This window comes from Pseudomonas sp. FYR_7 (genome assembly GCF_043106155.1).
In the GTDB taxonomy this organism is placed as follows: Bacteria; Pseudomonadota; Gammaproteobacteria; order Pseudomonadales; family Pseudomonadaceae; genus Aquipseudomonas; species Aquipseudomonas parafulva_B.
In genome coordinates this window covers 1-16,188 of sequence record NZ_JBICMI010000031.1, presented here as the reverse complement: position 1 = coordinate 16,188, position 16,188 = coordinate 1, and the positions used below count along the sequence as shown (strand labels likewise).

Here is a 16,188-nt window from a genome sequence, read left to right as displayed (position 1 = left end):
AGCTTAAATCCTGGGGCCGCTGCGCGGCCCATCGCGGCACAAGGGCCGCTCCTACAGGGGGCCGCGTAACCTGTGAAGCTCAAGCCAGAGCGCCGCAGCAATAGCGTGCTCACTGACCCTATCGCCTGGCATGCCGGGCAAATACCGTTTCCAGCAGTTCCCACATGACCGGGTCCAGGCTGAACGCCACGTTGAAACGCATCCAGCCCGTTGCCCTGGCATCGACCATGAACAACTGTCCGGGGCCGAGCATGATGCCTTTTTCGAGCGCGTCATCGAGCAACAGCGCGCTGTCGGGGATCGAGGGATGCCGGGTCCAGATGTACATCCCCTCGTCCGATTCGGTGAACAGCTCGAAGCCTAGCCGGTGCAGATGCTCACCCACCCGTTGATGCGCCTCGGCCAGGCGTTGACGCAGGCGCTTGAGGTGCTTGCGCCAGCGACCGTCGATGATGGCGGCATAGACGACCCGCTCCATGACCTGCGAAGTGGTCAGGCCCGAGCGCATTTTCAGGTGTACCAGCTGTTGCGCCAGTTCAGGATTGGCCAGCAGATAGCCCACCCGCACATTGGGCGAGATGCTTTTCGAGTAACTGCCCACGTAGACCACCTGCTGCAGGTGGTCCAGGCTGGCGAGGCAGGGTTGAGGATCGGCGATCATGTCGGCGTACAGGTTGTTTTCGACCAGCCGGAAACCATGCTGGTTAGCCAGTTGCAGCAGGCGGTGCAGCTGGGGCAACGGCGTGCGCGAGCACGTCGGGCTGTGCAGGTGAGGCTGGGTGAAGAAAGCCGTGGGCCTATGTTGCGCCAGCAACCGCTCAAGCTGATTGAGGTCGTAGCCATTGGGCGTGCGCGCCACCCCCAGCAGCGTTGCGCCTTGGGTGCGCAGTATGCTCATCAGGTTGGGATAGCCAGGATCGTCCACCAGTACCACGTCACCTGGCCGGACCAGCGTACGCACGGCCAGGTCCAGGGCCTGGCTGGCGCCGTGGGTCAACATCAGCTGAGCGGGGTTGGCGACGATCGACAAATCCTGCTGCAGGTTCTGCGCCGTCAATGCCCGTAGTTCGGGTAACCCCATGGGGTCGCCGTAACCGGACAGTTCCAGTGGGCTGCCAGCCACCTGCCGCAGCCCTCGGCGCAGGCCATCTTCGTACATCCAGTCATTGGGCAGCCAGCCGCAGCCTGGCTTGAACGGCAACTGCCGGGTTTCGAAGATCTGCTGCAGGTACCACTCGGTGTTGAACGTTGGTCGGCTTGCATCAGGGTCAGCCGTGTGCGTGTCCAGGAGTTCAGCGGCGGCGCGATTGACGAAAAAGCCAGCGTTGCCACGGCTTACCAGCAACCCTTGAGCGACCAGGCGATCGTAGGCTTCCACCACGGTGAAGGTGCTGACCGAGTAGGTGGCGGCGAAGGCGCGGATCGACGGCACCTTGGCGCCAGGCTTGAGCGTCTGTGTGTCGATCAGGGTGCGCAGACCGTCGATGATCTGGTTGACCAACGGTGTGGAAGCGTCTGGGTTCAATTGCAGCATGGGGGACCTTCAGGTGTGTAACGCCAGGTGCTGGCCCGGTGTATAGGGTTGGCGACCTGTACAGTGCAGTGCGAGTTTCATGCCACTGTGCATGGCTCTCTGCGATGGACATTTTTACATTAGGTGTCGGATATCGCCACACAAAGCATGTTCAGTTCGCTCCAGGCCTCAGCCCTGGGGCGCGTCAGCAGGCCGCCATGGATGGCCTGCGTGTGTTCGTTCACACCTCCTGCGCGCATTAGCACTGATGTACAGGTGAAACCGCCAGCCATCGGGGTTTCACGGTTTTCCTTGGATAAAAAGAAGCACGGGGTACACAACTGATGGACGCAACATCCACAACCACCACCGCGAACGGCGGGCATGAGAGCAAGCTCAGTGCCTCGCTGAAGTCGCGCCACCTGACGATGATGTCCATCGCCGGGGTCATCGGCGGCGCCTTGTTCGTAGGATCCGGCAGCGTGATCCACAGCGCCGGGCCGGCCGCGGTGCTGGCCTACCTGGCAGGCGGCATCCTCGTGGTGCTGATCATGCGCATGCTTGGCGAAATGGCAACGTCTTCACCCGACACGGGCTCGTTTTCCACCTACGCCGACCGCGCCATCGGGCGCTGGGCCGGCTTCACCATCGGCTGGCTGTACTGGTGGTACTGGGTCATTCTCATGGCCTGGGAAGCCTACGTAGCCGGCAAGATCCTGCACGGGTTCTTCCCAGATGTGAGTGTCAACGTGTTCGTGCTGGCCACGACGTTGCTGCTGATCACGGTCAACTTCTTCAACGTCAAGCACTACGGTGAGTTCGAGTTCTGGTTCGCCCTGATCAAGGTCATCGCGATCGTCTGCTTCCTGATCGTCTGTACCGCAGCGGTGCTCAACATCTGGCAATTCGGCGAGGTGCGGGGCATTACCCACCTGACCGCCGAAGGCTTCATGCCCAATGGCATCACCACCGTCATCGGGGCGTTGCTGGGCGTGATGTTTGCATTCCTGGGCGCCGAGATCGTGACCATCGCAGCCTCCGAGGCCAAGGACCCGGCAGCGCAGATCGTCAAGGCCACCAACTCGGTGGTATGGCGCGTGTGCCTATTCTACGTAGGCTCGATCTTCCTGATCGTTTGCCTGGTACCGTGGAACGACCCGCACCTGGGCGTCTCCGGATACGGCGCCTATCGCCGTACCCTTGAGCTGCTGGGCGTGCCTTACGCCGAGTTGCTGATGAACTTCGTGGTGCTGACCTCGGTGAGCAGCTGCCTGATCTCTGGCCACTACACCGCCTCGCGCATGCTGTTCTCCCTGGCCCAGCGTGGTGACGCACCGTCGTTCTTCAAGATCACCCGTGCCGGCACTGGCGTGCCGGTGTACGCGATCATGGGCTCGTGCGCGGTGGCAGTGGTGTGTGCGCTGATCAACTTCAGCGAGACCCTGCGCCCCAAGGACGTACTCGATACCCTGATGAACACCACGGGCATGATTGCCCTGCTGGTGTACCTGGTGATCGCGTTCTCCCAACTGCGCATGCGCCGCAAGCTGATTGCCGAAGGCAAGGAAGTGCGCCTGAAGATGTGGCTGTTCCCGTGGCTCACCTACCTGGTGATCGCCTTCATCGTGGCGGCCCTGGTGACCATGGCGTTCATGCCTGACTACCAGATCCTGGTGATCTCCACCGGCATCGCGGCGGCGCTGGTGGTGGCGATGGGGGTTGTGCACCAGATGCGCAGCGCGCCTCGACACTAAGCCTCATCGGCTCTGCGAAGCGGCCGGTTCCCTCCAAGGGGCCGGCCGCTTCGCGTTTTGGGCGACAGATGGCATATGCTGAAGGGCATCGCTCATCGGAGAACGTCGCCATGTCCTGGTCTGCCACCCAGTATTCCTTGTTCGAAGACGAACGCACCCGGGCGGTGCGCGACTTGCTGGGGGCGGTGCCGCCGCGCCCGGTGCGGCATGCCACCGACCTGGGCTGCGGGCCAGGCAATTCCACCGAAGTGCTGCTGCAACGCTGCCCCGATGCGCAGGTGACCGCGCTGGACAGCGACCCGGACATGATCGAGAAGGCCCGAGAGCGCAAGCGGCTGTGCATCCCCCGCGTGCACATGGTCACGGCGGACATCGCAGGCTGGTCCGCTCCTGAGCCCCAGGACCTGATCCTGGCCAACGCCTCGCTGCAATGGGTGCCCGACCACGGGCGGCTGTACCCGCACTTGGTGCGTCAGCTCAGCGAAGGAGCAAGCCTTGCGGTGCAGACGCCCGACAACCTGGAGGAGCCCGCGCATACCGCACTGCGCGAGATCGCCTGCCGTGGCCCGTGGGCGGCCAAGTTCGAGGACTTCCAGTTGCCGCCGCGCCATGGCGCGGCGTTCTATTACGACCTGTTGAGCCCGCTGTGTGCCCGGGTGGAAGTGTGGCGCACCACCTACCACCACCCCTTGGCCGACGGCGCTGAGGGCGTGGTGCAGTGGTTCAAGGGTTCGGCCTTGCGGCCTTACCTGTCGCGGCTGCAACCGCATGAGCAGGATGATTTCCTGCAGATGTACCTGCAGGCGATGCAAGGCGCCTACCCGCCAGCTTCCGATGGCAAGGTGCTGCTGCCGTTTCCGCGCTTGTTCGTAGTCGCTACCCGCTGAGTCGTCTGGTGGAGTGTCGGTGCAGCGCAGACGGTTGTCGATCCTTGCCCATAGGCGTATAAACTGCTCCCACTTTTTGTGCCGGTCGTTTCCTGAACCGGCCGCTGAAACAAGAGAGTCGACATGGGCGCACAGTGGAAAGCCAAACATAAAGAAGCCGCGGCCAATGCCAAGGGCAAGATCATGGGCAAGCTGTCCAAGGAAATCCAGATCGCCGCCAAATCCGGCGCTGACCCGGACATGAACCCGCGTTTGCGCCTAGCCATCGAACAGGCCAAGAAGGCTTCGATGACCCGCGAAACCCTGGAGCGGGCCATCCGCAAGGGTGCTGGCCTGGATGGCGATGCCGTGCAGTATGCGGCTGTCAGCTACGAAGGCTTCGCCCCGCACCAGGTCCCGCTGATCGTCGAGTGCCTGACTGACAACGTCAACCGCACGGTCGCGCAAATTCGTGTGCTGTTCCGCAAGGGCCAACTCGGTGCCAGCGGCTCGGTCTCCTGGGACTTCAACCATGTGGGGCTGATCGAAGCCACCCCCAACGGTGACGCTGATCCTGAGATGGCTGCCATCGAAGCCGGGGCCCAGGACTTCGAAGAAGGCGAAGAGGAGGGGTCTACCCTGTTCATCACCGATACCACCGACCTGGACGCTGTGCAGAAGGCCCTGCCGGTGCACGGTTTCACCGTCACGTCGGCCAAGATCGGCTACACCCCGAAAAACCCGGTGAGTGCTTCGAGCCTGAGTGCCGAAGCCCTGGCCGAAGTCGAGGCGTTTCTCGAAGCCATCGACGAGAACGACGACGTCCAGAACGTCTACGTTGGCTTGACGCAGTAAGCGCGAGCCCCATCTGCCGATGCTGCCCATTGCCAGGCGTCTCGTACAGGCGATGGCTGGGCAGCGCTGCACCGGGGCGTGCCCCGAGCGGGAGCTGCCGTGAATCCTGCCTTTGCCACGCTCAGCCTTGGGCACCTGCGGGTGCTCGATCACCTGCTGCAGGTGCAGAACCTTAGCCGGGCGGCTGAGCGGCTGGGCGTGAGCCAGTCGGCCTTGAGCCGCCAGTTGGCTCAACTTCGCGAGGCCTTCGACGACCCGCTGCTGGTGCGTCAAGGCCGAGGCTACGTGCTGAGCGAGCATGCCCAGACGCTACGCGAGCCCTTGCGCCAGGTGCTGGACGAGCTGCAGGCGCTTCGTCAGCCTGCGGTATTCGAGCCTGGCCGCTGCCAACGCCGCTTTTGCCTTGCTGCTTCCGATTATGTCGCCGAGCATATGCTCCCTTTGCTGGTGACGGCGCTGGAGCAGGAAGCGCCAGGCATCAGCCTGGAGTACCGCACCTGGCAAGCCGGGCAATATGACCTGCTCGCCAGTGGCGAGATCGACCTTGCCACCACCTTGTTCGACGAGTCGCCGCCCAATGTGCACGGGCGTCTGCTGGGCGAGGATCGGGCGGTGTGCCTGATGGCACCGGATCATCCCTTGACCGCTCATGGGCGGGTTCCGCAAAGCGACTACCTGGCGTGCAGGCATGTACGAATCTCCGGTGGCGGGGACAAGGACAGCTTCATTGACCAGCATCTGCGTGCGCAGGGCCTGCAACGGCACATCAGCCTGCAAGTGCCGTTTTTTTGCGCCACGGTAAAGGTGGTCGCCAGCAGCCAGGCAGTGGCTACCGTACCCGAACACATCGCCCGCCAATTGTGCCGCCTGTATCCGCTGGCGTGGCGCCCGTTGGGGTTCGTCGAGCACAGTCAGCGGTATTGGGTGGTGTGGCACGAACGTTTGCATGGGTCGGCCGAGCATCGCTGGTTTCGAAACCGGGTGTTCGACCTGTGGCGCCAATCTCAATTCGGTGTCCAGGGCGGCGTTGCGTATTTGCCATAGCAGCTATGCGCAGGGCGCGGTTCTTCGCGCAGGCGGCGCACTCTACACTGCTCCCAGCCAGCCGCCTCACGCACTGACCGCCGTCAGCGCGTGAGGCGCCCACCACAGGAGCACGTGCATGACCCCCGAAGCGTTTCGCCAGTATGGCCATAAACTGATCGACCTGATCGCCGATTACCGCCAGACCGTGCAGCAGCGCCCGGTCATGGCCCAGGTCGAGCCCGGTTACCTGAAGGCGGCGCTGCCGCCGGTCGCGCCGCAACAGGGCGAGCCGTTCGACGCGATTCTCAAGGACGTGGACGGGTTGATCATGCCGGGCCTGTCCCATTGGCAGCACCCGGATTTCTACGGTTATTTTCCCTCCAATGGGACGCTGTCCTCCGTGCTGGGGGACTTCCTGAGTACCGGGCTTGGCGTACTGGGCTTGTCGTGGCAATCGAGCCCAGCGTTGAGCGAACTGGAAGAAACGACCTTGGACTGGTTGCGCCAGATGCTGGGTTTGTCGCAGCAGTGGAGCGGGGTGATTCAGGACACCGCCTCGACCAGCACCCTGGTCGCGCTCATCTGCGCCCGTGAGCGCTCAAGTGATTACGCCCTGGTCCGTCACGGGCTTCAAGGCCAGGACCAGCCCCTGATCGTGTATGTCAGCGCCCATGCCCACAGTTCGGTGGACAAGGCGGCGTTGCTGGCAGGCTTTGGCCGCGACAATATCCGCCTGATCGCGACCGATGAAGCCTATGCGCTGTGCCCGACTGCGCTCGAGCAGGCCATCGAACAGGACCTGGCGGCTGGCAATCGGCCGTGTGCGATCGTTGCCACCTGCGGCACTACCGCCACTACGGCCCTCGACCCGCTGCGCGCCATCAGCGCGCTGGCCCAGCAACATGGCCTGTGGCTGCACGTGGACTCAGCCATGGCCGGCTCGGCGATGATACTGCCCGAGTGCCGCTGGATGTGGGATGGGATAGAGCTTGCCGATTCGGTGGTGGTCAATGCGCACAAATGGCTGGGGGTAGCGTTCGACTGCTCGGTCTATTATGTGCGCGACCCCCAGCACCTTGTGCGCGTGATGAGCACCAACCCCAGCTACTTGCAGTCCTCGGTCGATGGGCAGGTCGAGAACCTGCGCGACTGGGGCATTCCCTTGGGGCGCAGGTTCCGCGCCTTGAAACTGTGGTTCATGTTGCGCGCAGAAGGTGTCGAGGCCTTGCAAGCACGGCTGCGCAGGGACCTGGACAATGCCAGGTGGCTGGCCGAACAAGTGCGCGCGGCAAGCGACTGGCAGTTGCTCGCCCCTGTGCCGTTGCAGACGCTGTGCCTTCGGCATTGCCCTGAAGGGATGGCCGGCCAGGCGCTGGACGCCCATACCCGAGCCTGGGCCGAGCGCCTGAATGCATCGGGCGACGCCTATGTGACGCCCGCGGTGCTCGACGGACGCTGGATGGTGCGTGTGTCGATTGGCGCCCTGGGCACTGAGAGGGAGGATGTGCAACGTCTCTGGGCCAGGCTGCAGCATGTGGTGCAGGGCTGACAGCCGTGGCGCCCGTACCCGTTGCCCCAAGGAAAAACACGCTGTGGTGATGATTGAACTTCCGCGTGCCCGGTATCTCTTCTAGAATCCTGCTGCCACGCCCAATCGGGGCGTGCGCGCGGCTTCATAATGGCGCAGCGCGGTTTTGCGTCCACTTCGAGAGAGCCATGAGTTCCAGTACCCCGCTGTCCGGCGTCAACCAACCGCTTCGCGGCATCGTGTTGGTGGTGTGCGCCACGTTCATGTTCGCCAGCCACGACGCCTTGTCCAAGTTCCTGGGAGGGCTGTACCCGATCGTGATGGTGGTGTGGGCACGGTACGTGGTGCACACACTGTTGATGGCTGGCATTTTCCTGCCGCGCTCGGGCATCAACGTGTTGCGCACCCGACGCCCGCTGCTGCAAACCTTGCGCGCCTTGAGCCTGCTCAGCACCAGCCTGCTGTTCACCTCTGGGTTGCAGTACCTGCCATTGGCCGAAGCGACTGCGGTCAACTTCCTTGCACCGGTACTGGTCACTGCCCTGTCTGTACCACTGCTCAAGGAACGGGTCACGATAGCGCAATGGGTGGCAGTGGTATTGGGCTTTCTGGGGGTGCTGATTGTCGTGCATCCAGGCGGGGCGCTGTTCACGCCCGCCATCCTGTACCCGTTCGGCTCGGCGCTGGGCTTCTCTTTCTACCAATTGTTGACCCGCATCCTGGCGGCGCACGACAGCCCGACCACCAGCAATTTCTATGCAGGGTTGTGCAACACCCTGGCCATGAGTGCGCTGGTGCCGTTTTTCTGGGAAACGCCGCGCTGGGACCATGCCTTGCTGATGCTGGCGCTGGGTGGTTTCGGTATGACCGCTCACCTGCTGCTGACCCAGGCCTTCCGTTTCGCAGCGCCTGCGCTGTTGGCGCCGTTCAGCTACTGCCAGATCGTCTTCGCTGGCCTGCTGGGCCTGGTGTTCTATGGCCAGACCCCCGATACGCTCAGCCTGGTCGGGATTTGCGTGATCTGCCTCAGTGGGCTGGGGGCAGCCTGGATGCAACGGCGGCGTTAGCGCACTGGCCAGTGCCACTGCAGATGTGAAAGGCAGTACTGCTGCCAATTCGAAGTCGCTTGGGTACAAACGTGCATGTGGGTTGCGTGCTGCAATGCTTTCAGGCGGCCGGCCTGACTTGCATGCTCACAACCCCAAGGAATCACGATCATGCACATGCCCGATACCCTCAGGATTCGCAATGGCCAGAAGGTCGAAGCGACGTTCTTGGCTCAAGAATATGCCCGCCGGCATGCCGAGGTGCGCACCCTGATGAGCGCCCAGCAGCTCGAGGCACTCGTCTTTATTTCCTACCACAACGTCAACTACTAGAGTGACTACCTCTATTGCGCGTTTGGGCGCGCCTACGCGGTGGTGATCACCCCTGATCAGGTCGTCCCGATCAGTGCCAACATCGATGGCGGTCAGCCATGGCGTCGGTCGATCGGCACCGACAACATCGTCTACACCGACTGGCGGCAGGGCAGTTTTTTCACCGCCCAGCGCCAGGCGCTGCCGCAGGCGGGGCGCATTGGCGTGGAGGGTGATCACCTGACGCGCCACACCCATGCCGCACTCGCGGCATGCTACCCGCATGCCGGGCTGGTCGATATCAGCACCGCCTGCATGCGCCTGCGGCTGATCAAGTCGGCTGAAGAGCAGGCCCTGATCCGCCAGGGGGCACAGGTCGCCAAAGTCGGCGGTGCGGCGGTGATCGACGCGCTGGCTGACCAGGCGCCGGAGTTCGAGGTGGCACTGCATGCCACCCAGGCCATGGTCCGGGACATTGCCAGGCGCTATCCCGACAGCCAGTTGATGGACACCTGGACGCTGTTTCAATCCGGGCCCAACACCGATGGCGCCCACAATCCGGTAACCAGCCGTCGCGTGGGCCGGGGCGAAATCCTCAGCCTCAACTGCTTCCCGATGATCAGCGGCTACTACACGGCGTTGGAGCGCACACTCTTTCTCGATCAATGCCCGGACGAGTACCTGCGCCTGTGGCAGGTGAACGTTCAGGTGCACGAGGCAGGTCAGCGCCTCGTCCGTCCAGGCGTACGGTGTTGCGACATTGCTGCTGAGCTCAATGAAATCTACCGCCAGCACGACCTGCTGCAATACCGTACCTTCGGCTACGGCCATTCCTTCGGCGTGTTGTGCCACTACTACGGGCGCGAGGCCGGCCTGGAGTTGCGCGAGGACATCGACACCGTACTGGAGCCGGGCATGGTGGTGTCGATCGAGCCCATGATCATGCTGCCACAGGGCCTGCCAGGGGCAGGCGGCTATCGCGAGCATGACATTCTGGTCGTGACCGAGCAGGGGGCCGATAACATTACCCAGTTCCCCTATGGGCCGCAGCACAACGTCATCTGCAAATGAGCAGCGAGCGCTCTGTCAGCGCAAGGCTGCCAGGCGGCGCTGCGCGGAAGGCGAAACACCGAACAGTCGGCTGTACGCCTTGGAAAAGTGCGCCGCCGAGCCGAAGCCGCAGGCCAGTGCGACGTCGCCAACCGGCGCGTCGCCTTGCAGCAGCAACTGCCTGGCATGGGTTAGCCGTAGTTCCTGGTAATAGCGCGTGGGGGTACGTTGCAGCTGATGCTTGAACAGGCGCTCGAGCTGGCGCACGGTGATGCCGGTCAGGTTGGCCAGCTCGCTGGGTGCCAACGGCTCCTCGAGGTTGGCTTCCATGATCGCAACGACTTCAGCGGATGTGCGCCCCGGTGGCAGGGCCGCGCTCGATGGGGTTAAGGCCCGCTACCAACAGTACGTCCAGCGCTGGCGCATCACCGAGCGTGTAATCGGGCAGCACGCGCATGCCGTTGCTGGCGGTGACCGGCCCCTCCTGCGCCGCGATCAGTACGCTGTGAAACACGGGCCTACATGCGGCCAGGTTGGCCTTGCGCAGCGTTTCCACCGCCGATGCCAGGCCGATGGTGGTGAAATTGGGCATGATCAGAAAACCGAATGTCTTGACCGTGCCGGAGTGTGGATTTACCGAAGCGGGGTGGACCATTGAGCGATTCCTGTGCAAGCTGGGGCATAGTTTGCCCAGAAGGTGGCTGCAAGTGAACCCAGAAAACCTGTTGGCCCAGTTGCCAGGCTACCCGTTGGCCGCCGATGCGATCGAAGTGCTCCCCGATGCCCAGGCCTACCGAGCCTGCCTGCTCGAGCGTATCGGCGCAGCGACCCGGCGGATCGTCATCGTGGCGCTCTACTTGCAACATGACGAGGCGGGCCAGGAGGTGCTGGACGCACTCTATCAGGCCAAGGCGGCTCGTCCAGGGCTTGAAATAACCGTCGTGGTGGACTGGTTCCGGGCCCGGCGTGGCCTGCTGGGGGCGGGCAGGCAGCCTGGCAATGCAGCCTGGTACCAGGCCGAGCGCCAGAGCCGCCAGTTGGACATCGCGATCTACGGCGTGCCTGTGCAGACCCGCGAACTCTTCGGGGTGCTGCACCTCAAGGGCAGCATTATCGATGACTGCGTCATATACACCGGTGCCAGCCTCAACAACGTCTACCTGCATCGGTTCGACCGTTACCGGCTCGATCGCTACCACCTGTTCCACAGCAGGGCCCTGGCCGATTGCATGGTCGACCTGGTGCATCGGCTGCTTCACCCGCAGGCCACGCCGCGCCTGGACCTTCCTGCGCCGCCTTCGACCGCCGATTTGCGCAGTGACATTCGCCGTCTGCGGGCACGGATGCGCCGGCTGACATATGCACCAGGCCCTGCAACCGAGCCGGGGAACCTGCGAGTGATTCCGCTGATCGGCGTCGGCAGGCGCAATGCATTGAACAAGACGGTGTGCGCGCTGTTGGCCGTGGCCCGCGAACGTATCGTCATCAGCACCCCGTACTTCAATCCGCCGCGGGTCGTGATGCGCGAAATTGACGACGCGTTGGCACGCGGCGTGCAGGTAGAGTTCATCGTCGGCCATCGTACTGCCAATGACTTCTACGTCCCTCCGGGAGAACCGTTCCATGCCAGCGGGGCATTGCCTTATCTGTATGAGGACAACCTCAGGGCCTTTGCGCGCCGTCGCGAGCACCTGCTGGCCAGTGGTCAGCTGCAGGTTCGATTGTGGAACGATCCCGGGCACACCTTTCATGCCAAGGGCGTGTGGGTCGATGAACGTTATAGCTTGCTGACTGGCAACAACCTGAACCCGCGCGGCTTCAACCTGGACCTGGAGAACGGCCTGCTTATCGATGACCCCCTTGGGCAATGGCGGGGGCCGTGCGAGCAGGAGCTGAGCGCATTGCGTGAACATGCCCCGGCTATCGGTTCGGCGCACGCTCTAGGCGTCAAGGCCGAACACCCCAAACCCGTGCGCAAGCTGCTGCGCAGGCTACGCTATAGTCGGTTGGAACCGTTGATCAAGCGGGTGCTGTAGGGCAGGGGCTGTAGTGCGGCCTGCCCGATGGTCGATAGCGTTGATCGGCCGGGCACGCTGTAGGTCCACCCTGTGCATCCCCGACAATAGGCGCTCAAGGAATGGAAGCAGCTTTTGGCAATGATTCGCCGCGCAGCCGTATGGTTCGCCGCCTTGTGCTGGCTTTTTCGGGCCTGCTTTTGTTGGCGATGATCCTGGGGCTGGTGTCGCTTTATCGCATCGCCGTTTCGCTCGATCAGCGGGAGCTGGAACAAAGCCGATTCCATGCGAATGCGGCCTTGGCACAGTTGCACAAGGCCGAGCGCGCCTATCTGTGGACCCATGCTTCCTGGCAGGCAGCTTACGACCATCTGGCGCGTCCAGCGGACCGGCAATGGGCGTTCGATGAGGGCAACGTTGGTGCCACGCTCTATAGCGATGATGGCTATGCGGGCGTGTTCGTCCTGGATGATCAGGGTACGCTTTATGCAATAGTGCAAGGGCGTCTGACAGACTTGGGTTTCGATCACTTCAGCCCCGAGGGTCATCGCATCCTGCAACAAGCCCGCCAGGCCATGGCGCAGAAGCAACCGGCGTCGGGCTACGTCATGTTTGCTGGCCAGCCTGCGGTCTTCACCTCTGCCGTGATACGTCCTCCTGGCCTCGCCGACGGCCTGGCTAAGCATCACTCGGTGATGGTCTTCATTCGATTGATCGAGGCCGACTTGCTGAGTCAGATGGGTAAGACAGCCGGCCTCACGGACTTGGCTATCGCTGCAAGCGACAATGCTGCGGACGATATGGGGCATTTGCGACTTCAGGGGGTTCCCTATCGTTTGACCTGGCGCATGGACCAGCCCGGCAGCGATCTGTTGCAAACGGTATTCACACCGCTGGCGGTGGCGCTGCTGATTATCCTGGCGCTGATGGTATTGCTTGCACGCTATGCCATGCGCACCAGCGCCGACATTGACCGCAGCTACCATCAGCTGGCTATTTCCAAGCGGGCGCTGGAGGCCAGCGAAGCGCGCTTCAAGGCCGTGGCCGAGGCGGCTTCCGACTGGATCTGGGAGACCGATGCGCAGCAGCACCTGATCTATCTTTCACCACGCTTTGCCGAACTGACCGGGCACGACGCCGAGCTCTGGCTCAATCAGCCGATCTGCACGTTGTTCGATTGTGAAACCGGTCATGTCGAAACCTGGCTGCACAGCCTGGGCGCCAGCGAGTCTACCGGCACGCTGCGCTGCCATTACCTGGACAAGGCCGGGCAGCGACGCGAGTGCCGAATCGCGGCCAGGGCCATCATCGAGCACAAAATCTGCAAGGGATTCCGCGGCACCTGTACCGACATCACCGATGAGGTGGCAGCCCATGCCCGAATTCAGCACCTGTCACAACATGACGCCCTGACCGGGCTGCCCAACCGTAACAAGCTGTTCCGCTTCCTCGAGGACAGCGCCAAGGTGTCGCGGGCCGTGCTGATGCTCGACCTGGACAACTTCAAGCCGATCAATGACAGCCTCGGCCACCCGGCCGGTGATGCAGTGTTGATGGAGGTGGCGACGCGGCTTGGTCAAATGACCCGTTCCAGCGACCTGGTAGCGCGCCTGGGCGGGGACGAGTTCGTCATCGTCCTGATCGCACCGGGCACGCGTGATGAACTCGACCGGTTCTGCGCCCGGCTCATCGACACCCTCAAGCAGCCGATGGCGGTGGAGCACCACAAGGTACAGATAGGCGCCAGCCTGGGTGTGGTCATCTCCGACGATTACCCAGGTGGCCCTAGCGACCTGATCCGTTATGCCGACGTAGCGCTGTACGGGGCCAAGCAATCGGGCAAGAACACATGGCGGTATTTCTCCACGCAGATGAGCGCTGCGCTGCTTGAAAAGCGCGTGCTCGAACAGGAGCTGCGCGAAGGCATCCCCCGTGGCGAACTGCGTTTGCATTTCCAGCCACGGTTCAAGGTGGACGGGGTAACGATCGCCTCCGCCGAAGCGCTGGTGCGCTGGCAGCACCCCCGCCTTGGGTTGCTGATGCCGGACGAATTTGTCGGCTTGGCCGAGGAAAGCGATGTGATCGTGTTGCTGGGCAACTGGGTGCTGCAGGAGGCTTGCAAGGAGGCAGGAGCCTGGCCGCTCGATGTGCTGGTGTCCGTGAACATGTCCCCTGCCCAGTTCAGCCGCAGCGACGTGGTACGCGATGTGGCCGAGGCCTTGCGCACCACCGGGCTGCCTGCGCACCGGCTGGAGTTGGAAATCACCGAGAACGTGATGCTCAACGACGTTGAAGGCGCGTTGCAGACGATGAACGCATTGAAGGAACTTGGTGTGCGCTTGAACATGGACGACTTCGGCACAGGCTATTCGTCACTGGGCTACCTGCGTACTTACCCGTTCGACAGCATCAAGATCGATCGTCGGTTCGTCCAGTCGCTGGGCAAGAGCAGCAGTGACCGCAGTGTGGTGCAGGCGATCATCAGCCTGGGGAACGCCATGGGCATGACGGTCACGGCCGAGGGGGTGGAAACTGCGGAGCAGCTCGCTTTGCTCAGTGATGACCAGTGCCATGAGGTGCAGGGTTACTGGTTGAGTCGTCCGGTGGACAACCAGGCGTTGATCTCATTGATGGCGTCGGCCGCCACACATACCCCTGATTAACGTAGCACTTGTAGGGGCGGTCCTTGTGCCGCGGTGGGCCGCGCAGCGGCCCTGGGATTTGAACGCTGTACCACGGATCGCCGGGGCCGCTGCGCGGCCCATCGCGGCACAAGGGCCGCTCCTACCAGAGGGCTGCTATGAAGCTGCAAGTCACGGCGGCAGAAAAGTCTGGCGCACGCGGTCGTCTGCTGCTCTGAAAATCCAGCGCGAGCGCATACAATCGCCGCCTTTACAAACCACTTCGATAGGCTACACCCGCCATGGCGCTAGACCCACCTACCATGCTCACCATTTCCATCGCCTTGGCGGCAGCGGCGGCGTTGTACCTGGCAATAGAGTGGCGCAGTGTCCGCGAGTCATCGTTGCTGTACTGGAGCGCCGGGTTCGCGACCATTACCGTCGGTTGCACCTTGGCGCTGCTGCGAGGCGTTGGCCTTTTGTTCATCGGCATCTGGTTCGCGAACGGCCTGCTGGTCGTGGCCCATGGCTTGTTCCTGCTAGGCGTGCTGCGCTTCACCCAGGACCGGATTTCGCGGGCCTGGCTGGTGATCGTGCTGATCTGGTTTGCCCTGTTACTGCTGCCTGCAGGCCCAGAGTGGTCGAAAGTCATGCTGATGGCCAACTCGCTGCTGGTTGCCGCCCTGACCTTGAAGGCCAGTAGCCTGCTGCAGCCGCATGGGCAGTCGCTGAGCGTAGGTGCAGTCCAGTTGCGGTACGTGCTTCTGGTCCATGGGTTGTTCTACGTGATCAAGGCGATCATTGCGATTGCGCCGGGCACGTTGATTGACCTGGCCAGTTTCGGGGGATTGATCATCCAGATCTCCCTGGTGGAGGGTGCCATGGCAATCATGCTGATCGCGCTGTCCATGACAGGCACGGTTCGCTACCGCCGCGAAGAACGCATCGCTCGGCTGGCCGCACGGGATCCGCTGACTGCGCTGTACAACCGGCGTGCCCTGGAAGTGCGTGCGGGGCCTTTCTTCAAGGAGGTCAGCAATGTCCGGCCTGCAGCGTTGTTGTTGATCGATATCGACAATTTCAAGCTGGTGAACGACCTGCATGGGCATGCAGCGGGGGACCGGTTGCTGGTGGCCTTGAGTGAAATGATCCGTGCGGTGTTGCCCGAGCGCTCCCTGGCGGCGCGGTTGGGCGGGGATGAGTTCGTGATTTTGCTCAGTGGGGCTAGCCGTGAAGGGGTCCTGGGGTTGGCCAAGGGACTACGGGAGCAATTTCAGGCCTATGCCGGCGGGGCAGTCCCGACACCTGCAGCGGTGACGTTGAGCATTGGGGTGAATGTGTTTGACCAGGCGCCAGCGAGTCTGGCGGCGCTGATCGAGCAGGGGGATGTGGCGTTGTACGAGTCCAAGCGCGCAGGGCGCAACAGCATTCGATTTGTGGAGCGACAGGTGACAGGTGGCGAGTTTTCTTGAGCGAGGTAGGGGTGTGGTTGTTCGGCTAATCCTGCCTCGTCATTGATCTACGTGTGCAGCCCTGTAGGCCTCACCGGCCGGAGTGGGCCGCAGTGTCCGGGCAAAAGGGCTGGGACGTTTGTAGGCTGGG

General features: G+C 62.8%; 10 protein-coding genes and 2 pseudogenes. 10 read left to right on the top strand and 2 right to left on the bottom strand.

Annotation, left to right across the window (positions count from 1 at the left end; translation table 11 throughout):
- Positions 1-118: 118 nt before the first annotated feature.
- Positions 119-1,534, bottom strand: a complete 1,416-nt coding sequence (locus ACF8R3_RS07715) for a PLP-dependent aminotransferase family protein (RefSeq protein WP_078478500.1) — start codon at positions 1,532-1,534, stop codon at positions 119-121.
- A gap of 323 nt (positions 1,535-1,857) precedes the next feature.
- Between ACF8R3_RS07715 and ACF8R3_RS07710 the strand changes: the two genes are divergently transcribed.
- The 7 genes and pseudogenes from ACF8R3_RS07710 to ACF8R3_RS07680 all read left to right on the top strand — a co-directional run bounded on the left by ACF8R3_RS07710 (position 1,858) and on the right by ACF8R3_RS07680 (position 9,971).
- Entirely contained in the window at positions 1,858-3,267 is a 1,410-nt protein-coding gene (locus ACF8R3_RS07710; protein WP_027914808.1) for an amino acid permease, read from the top strand.
- 110 nt (positions 3,268-3,377) lie between these two features.
- Entirely contained in the window at positions 3,378-4,154 is a 777-nt protein-coding gene (tam, locus tag ACF8R3_RS07705; protein ID WP_196186741.1) for a trans-aconitate 2-methyltransferase, read from the top strand.
- Between the two features lie 123 nt (positions 4,155-4,277).
- Positions 4,278-4,988, top strand: a complete 711-nt coding sequence (locus ACF8R3_RS07700; RefSeq protein WP_196122013.1) for a YebC/PmpR family DNA-binding transcriptional regulator — start codon at positions 4,278-4,280, stop codon at positions 4,986-4,988.
- Between the two features lie 99 nt (positions 4,989-5,087).
- Positions 5,088-6,032 carry a LysR family transcriptional regulator gene (locus tag ACF8R3_RS07695; RefSeq protein WP_392515399.1) on the top strand — a complete coding sequence of 315 codons (945 nt, stop codon included), beginning with the start codon at positions 5,088-5,090 and terminating at the stop codon, positions 6,030-6,032.
- A 118-nt stretch (positions 6,033-6,150) separates the two neighbouring features.
- On the top strand, positions 6,151-7,563 hold the full coding sequence (locus ACF8R3_RS07690; RefSeq protein ID WP_392515397.1) for a DOPA decarboxylase: 1,413 nt from the start codon (positions 6,151-6,153) through the stop codon (positions 7,561-7,563).
- A gap of 167 nt (positions 7,564-7,730) precedes the next feature.
- Positions 7,731-8,609 carry a DMT family transporter gene (locus tag ACF8R3_RS07685; protein WP_058638376.1) on the top strand — a complete coding sequence of 293 codons (879 nt, stop codon included), beginning with the start codon at positions 7,731-7,733 and terminating at the stop codon, positions 8,607-8,609.
- A gap of 150 nt (positions 8,610-8,759) precedes the next feature.
- Positions 8,760-9,971, top strand: a pseudogene (locus tag ACF8R3_RS07680) (M24 family metallopeptidase).
- Positions 9,972-9,986: 15 nt separating this feature from the next.
- Here the strand turns inward: ACF8R3_RS07680 and ACF8R3_RS07675 are convergent.
- Positions 9,987-10,605: pseudogene (locus ACF8R3_RS07675) on the bottom strand (helix-turn-helix domain-containing protein).
- Positions 10,606-10,657: 52 nt separating this feature from the next.
- Between ACF8R3_RS07675 and pssA the strand changes: the two are divergent.
- The 3 genes from pssA (at position 10,658) to ACF8R3_RS07660 (ending at position 16,058) form a co-directional block, all read left to right on the top strand.
- Positions 10,658-11,986 (top strand): CDP-diacylglycerol--serine O-phosphatidyltransferase, encoded by a 1,329-nt coding sequence (pssA, locus tag ACF8R3_RS07670; protein ID WP_392515395.1) that lies wholly within the window; start codon positions 10,658-10,660, stop codon positions 11,984-11,986.
- A gap of 101 nt (positions 11,987-12,087) precedes the next feature.
- Positions 12,088-14,628, top strand: a complete 2,541-nt coding sequence (locus ACF8R3_RS07665; RefSeq protein ID WP_392515393.1) for an EAL domain-containing protein — start codon at positions 12,088-12,090, stop codon at positions 14,626-14,628.
- A gap of 281 nt (positions 14,629-14,909) precedes the next feature.
- Positions 14,910-16,058: a GGDEF domain-containing protein gene (locus tag ACF8R3_RS07660; protein WP_392515392.1), complete on the top strand. Its 1,149-nt coding sequence runs from the start codon at positions 14,910-14,912 to the stop codon at positions 16,056-16,058.
- The last annotated feature ends 130 nt before the right edge of the window (positions 16,059-16,188 follow it).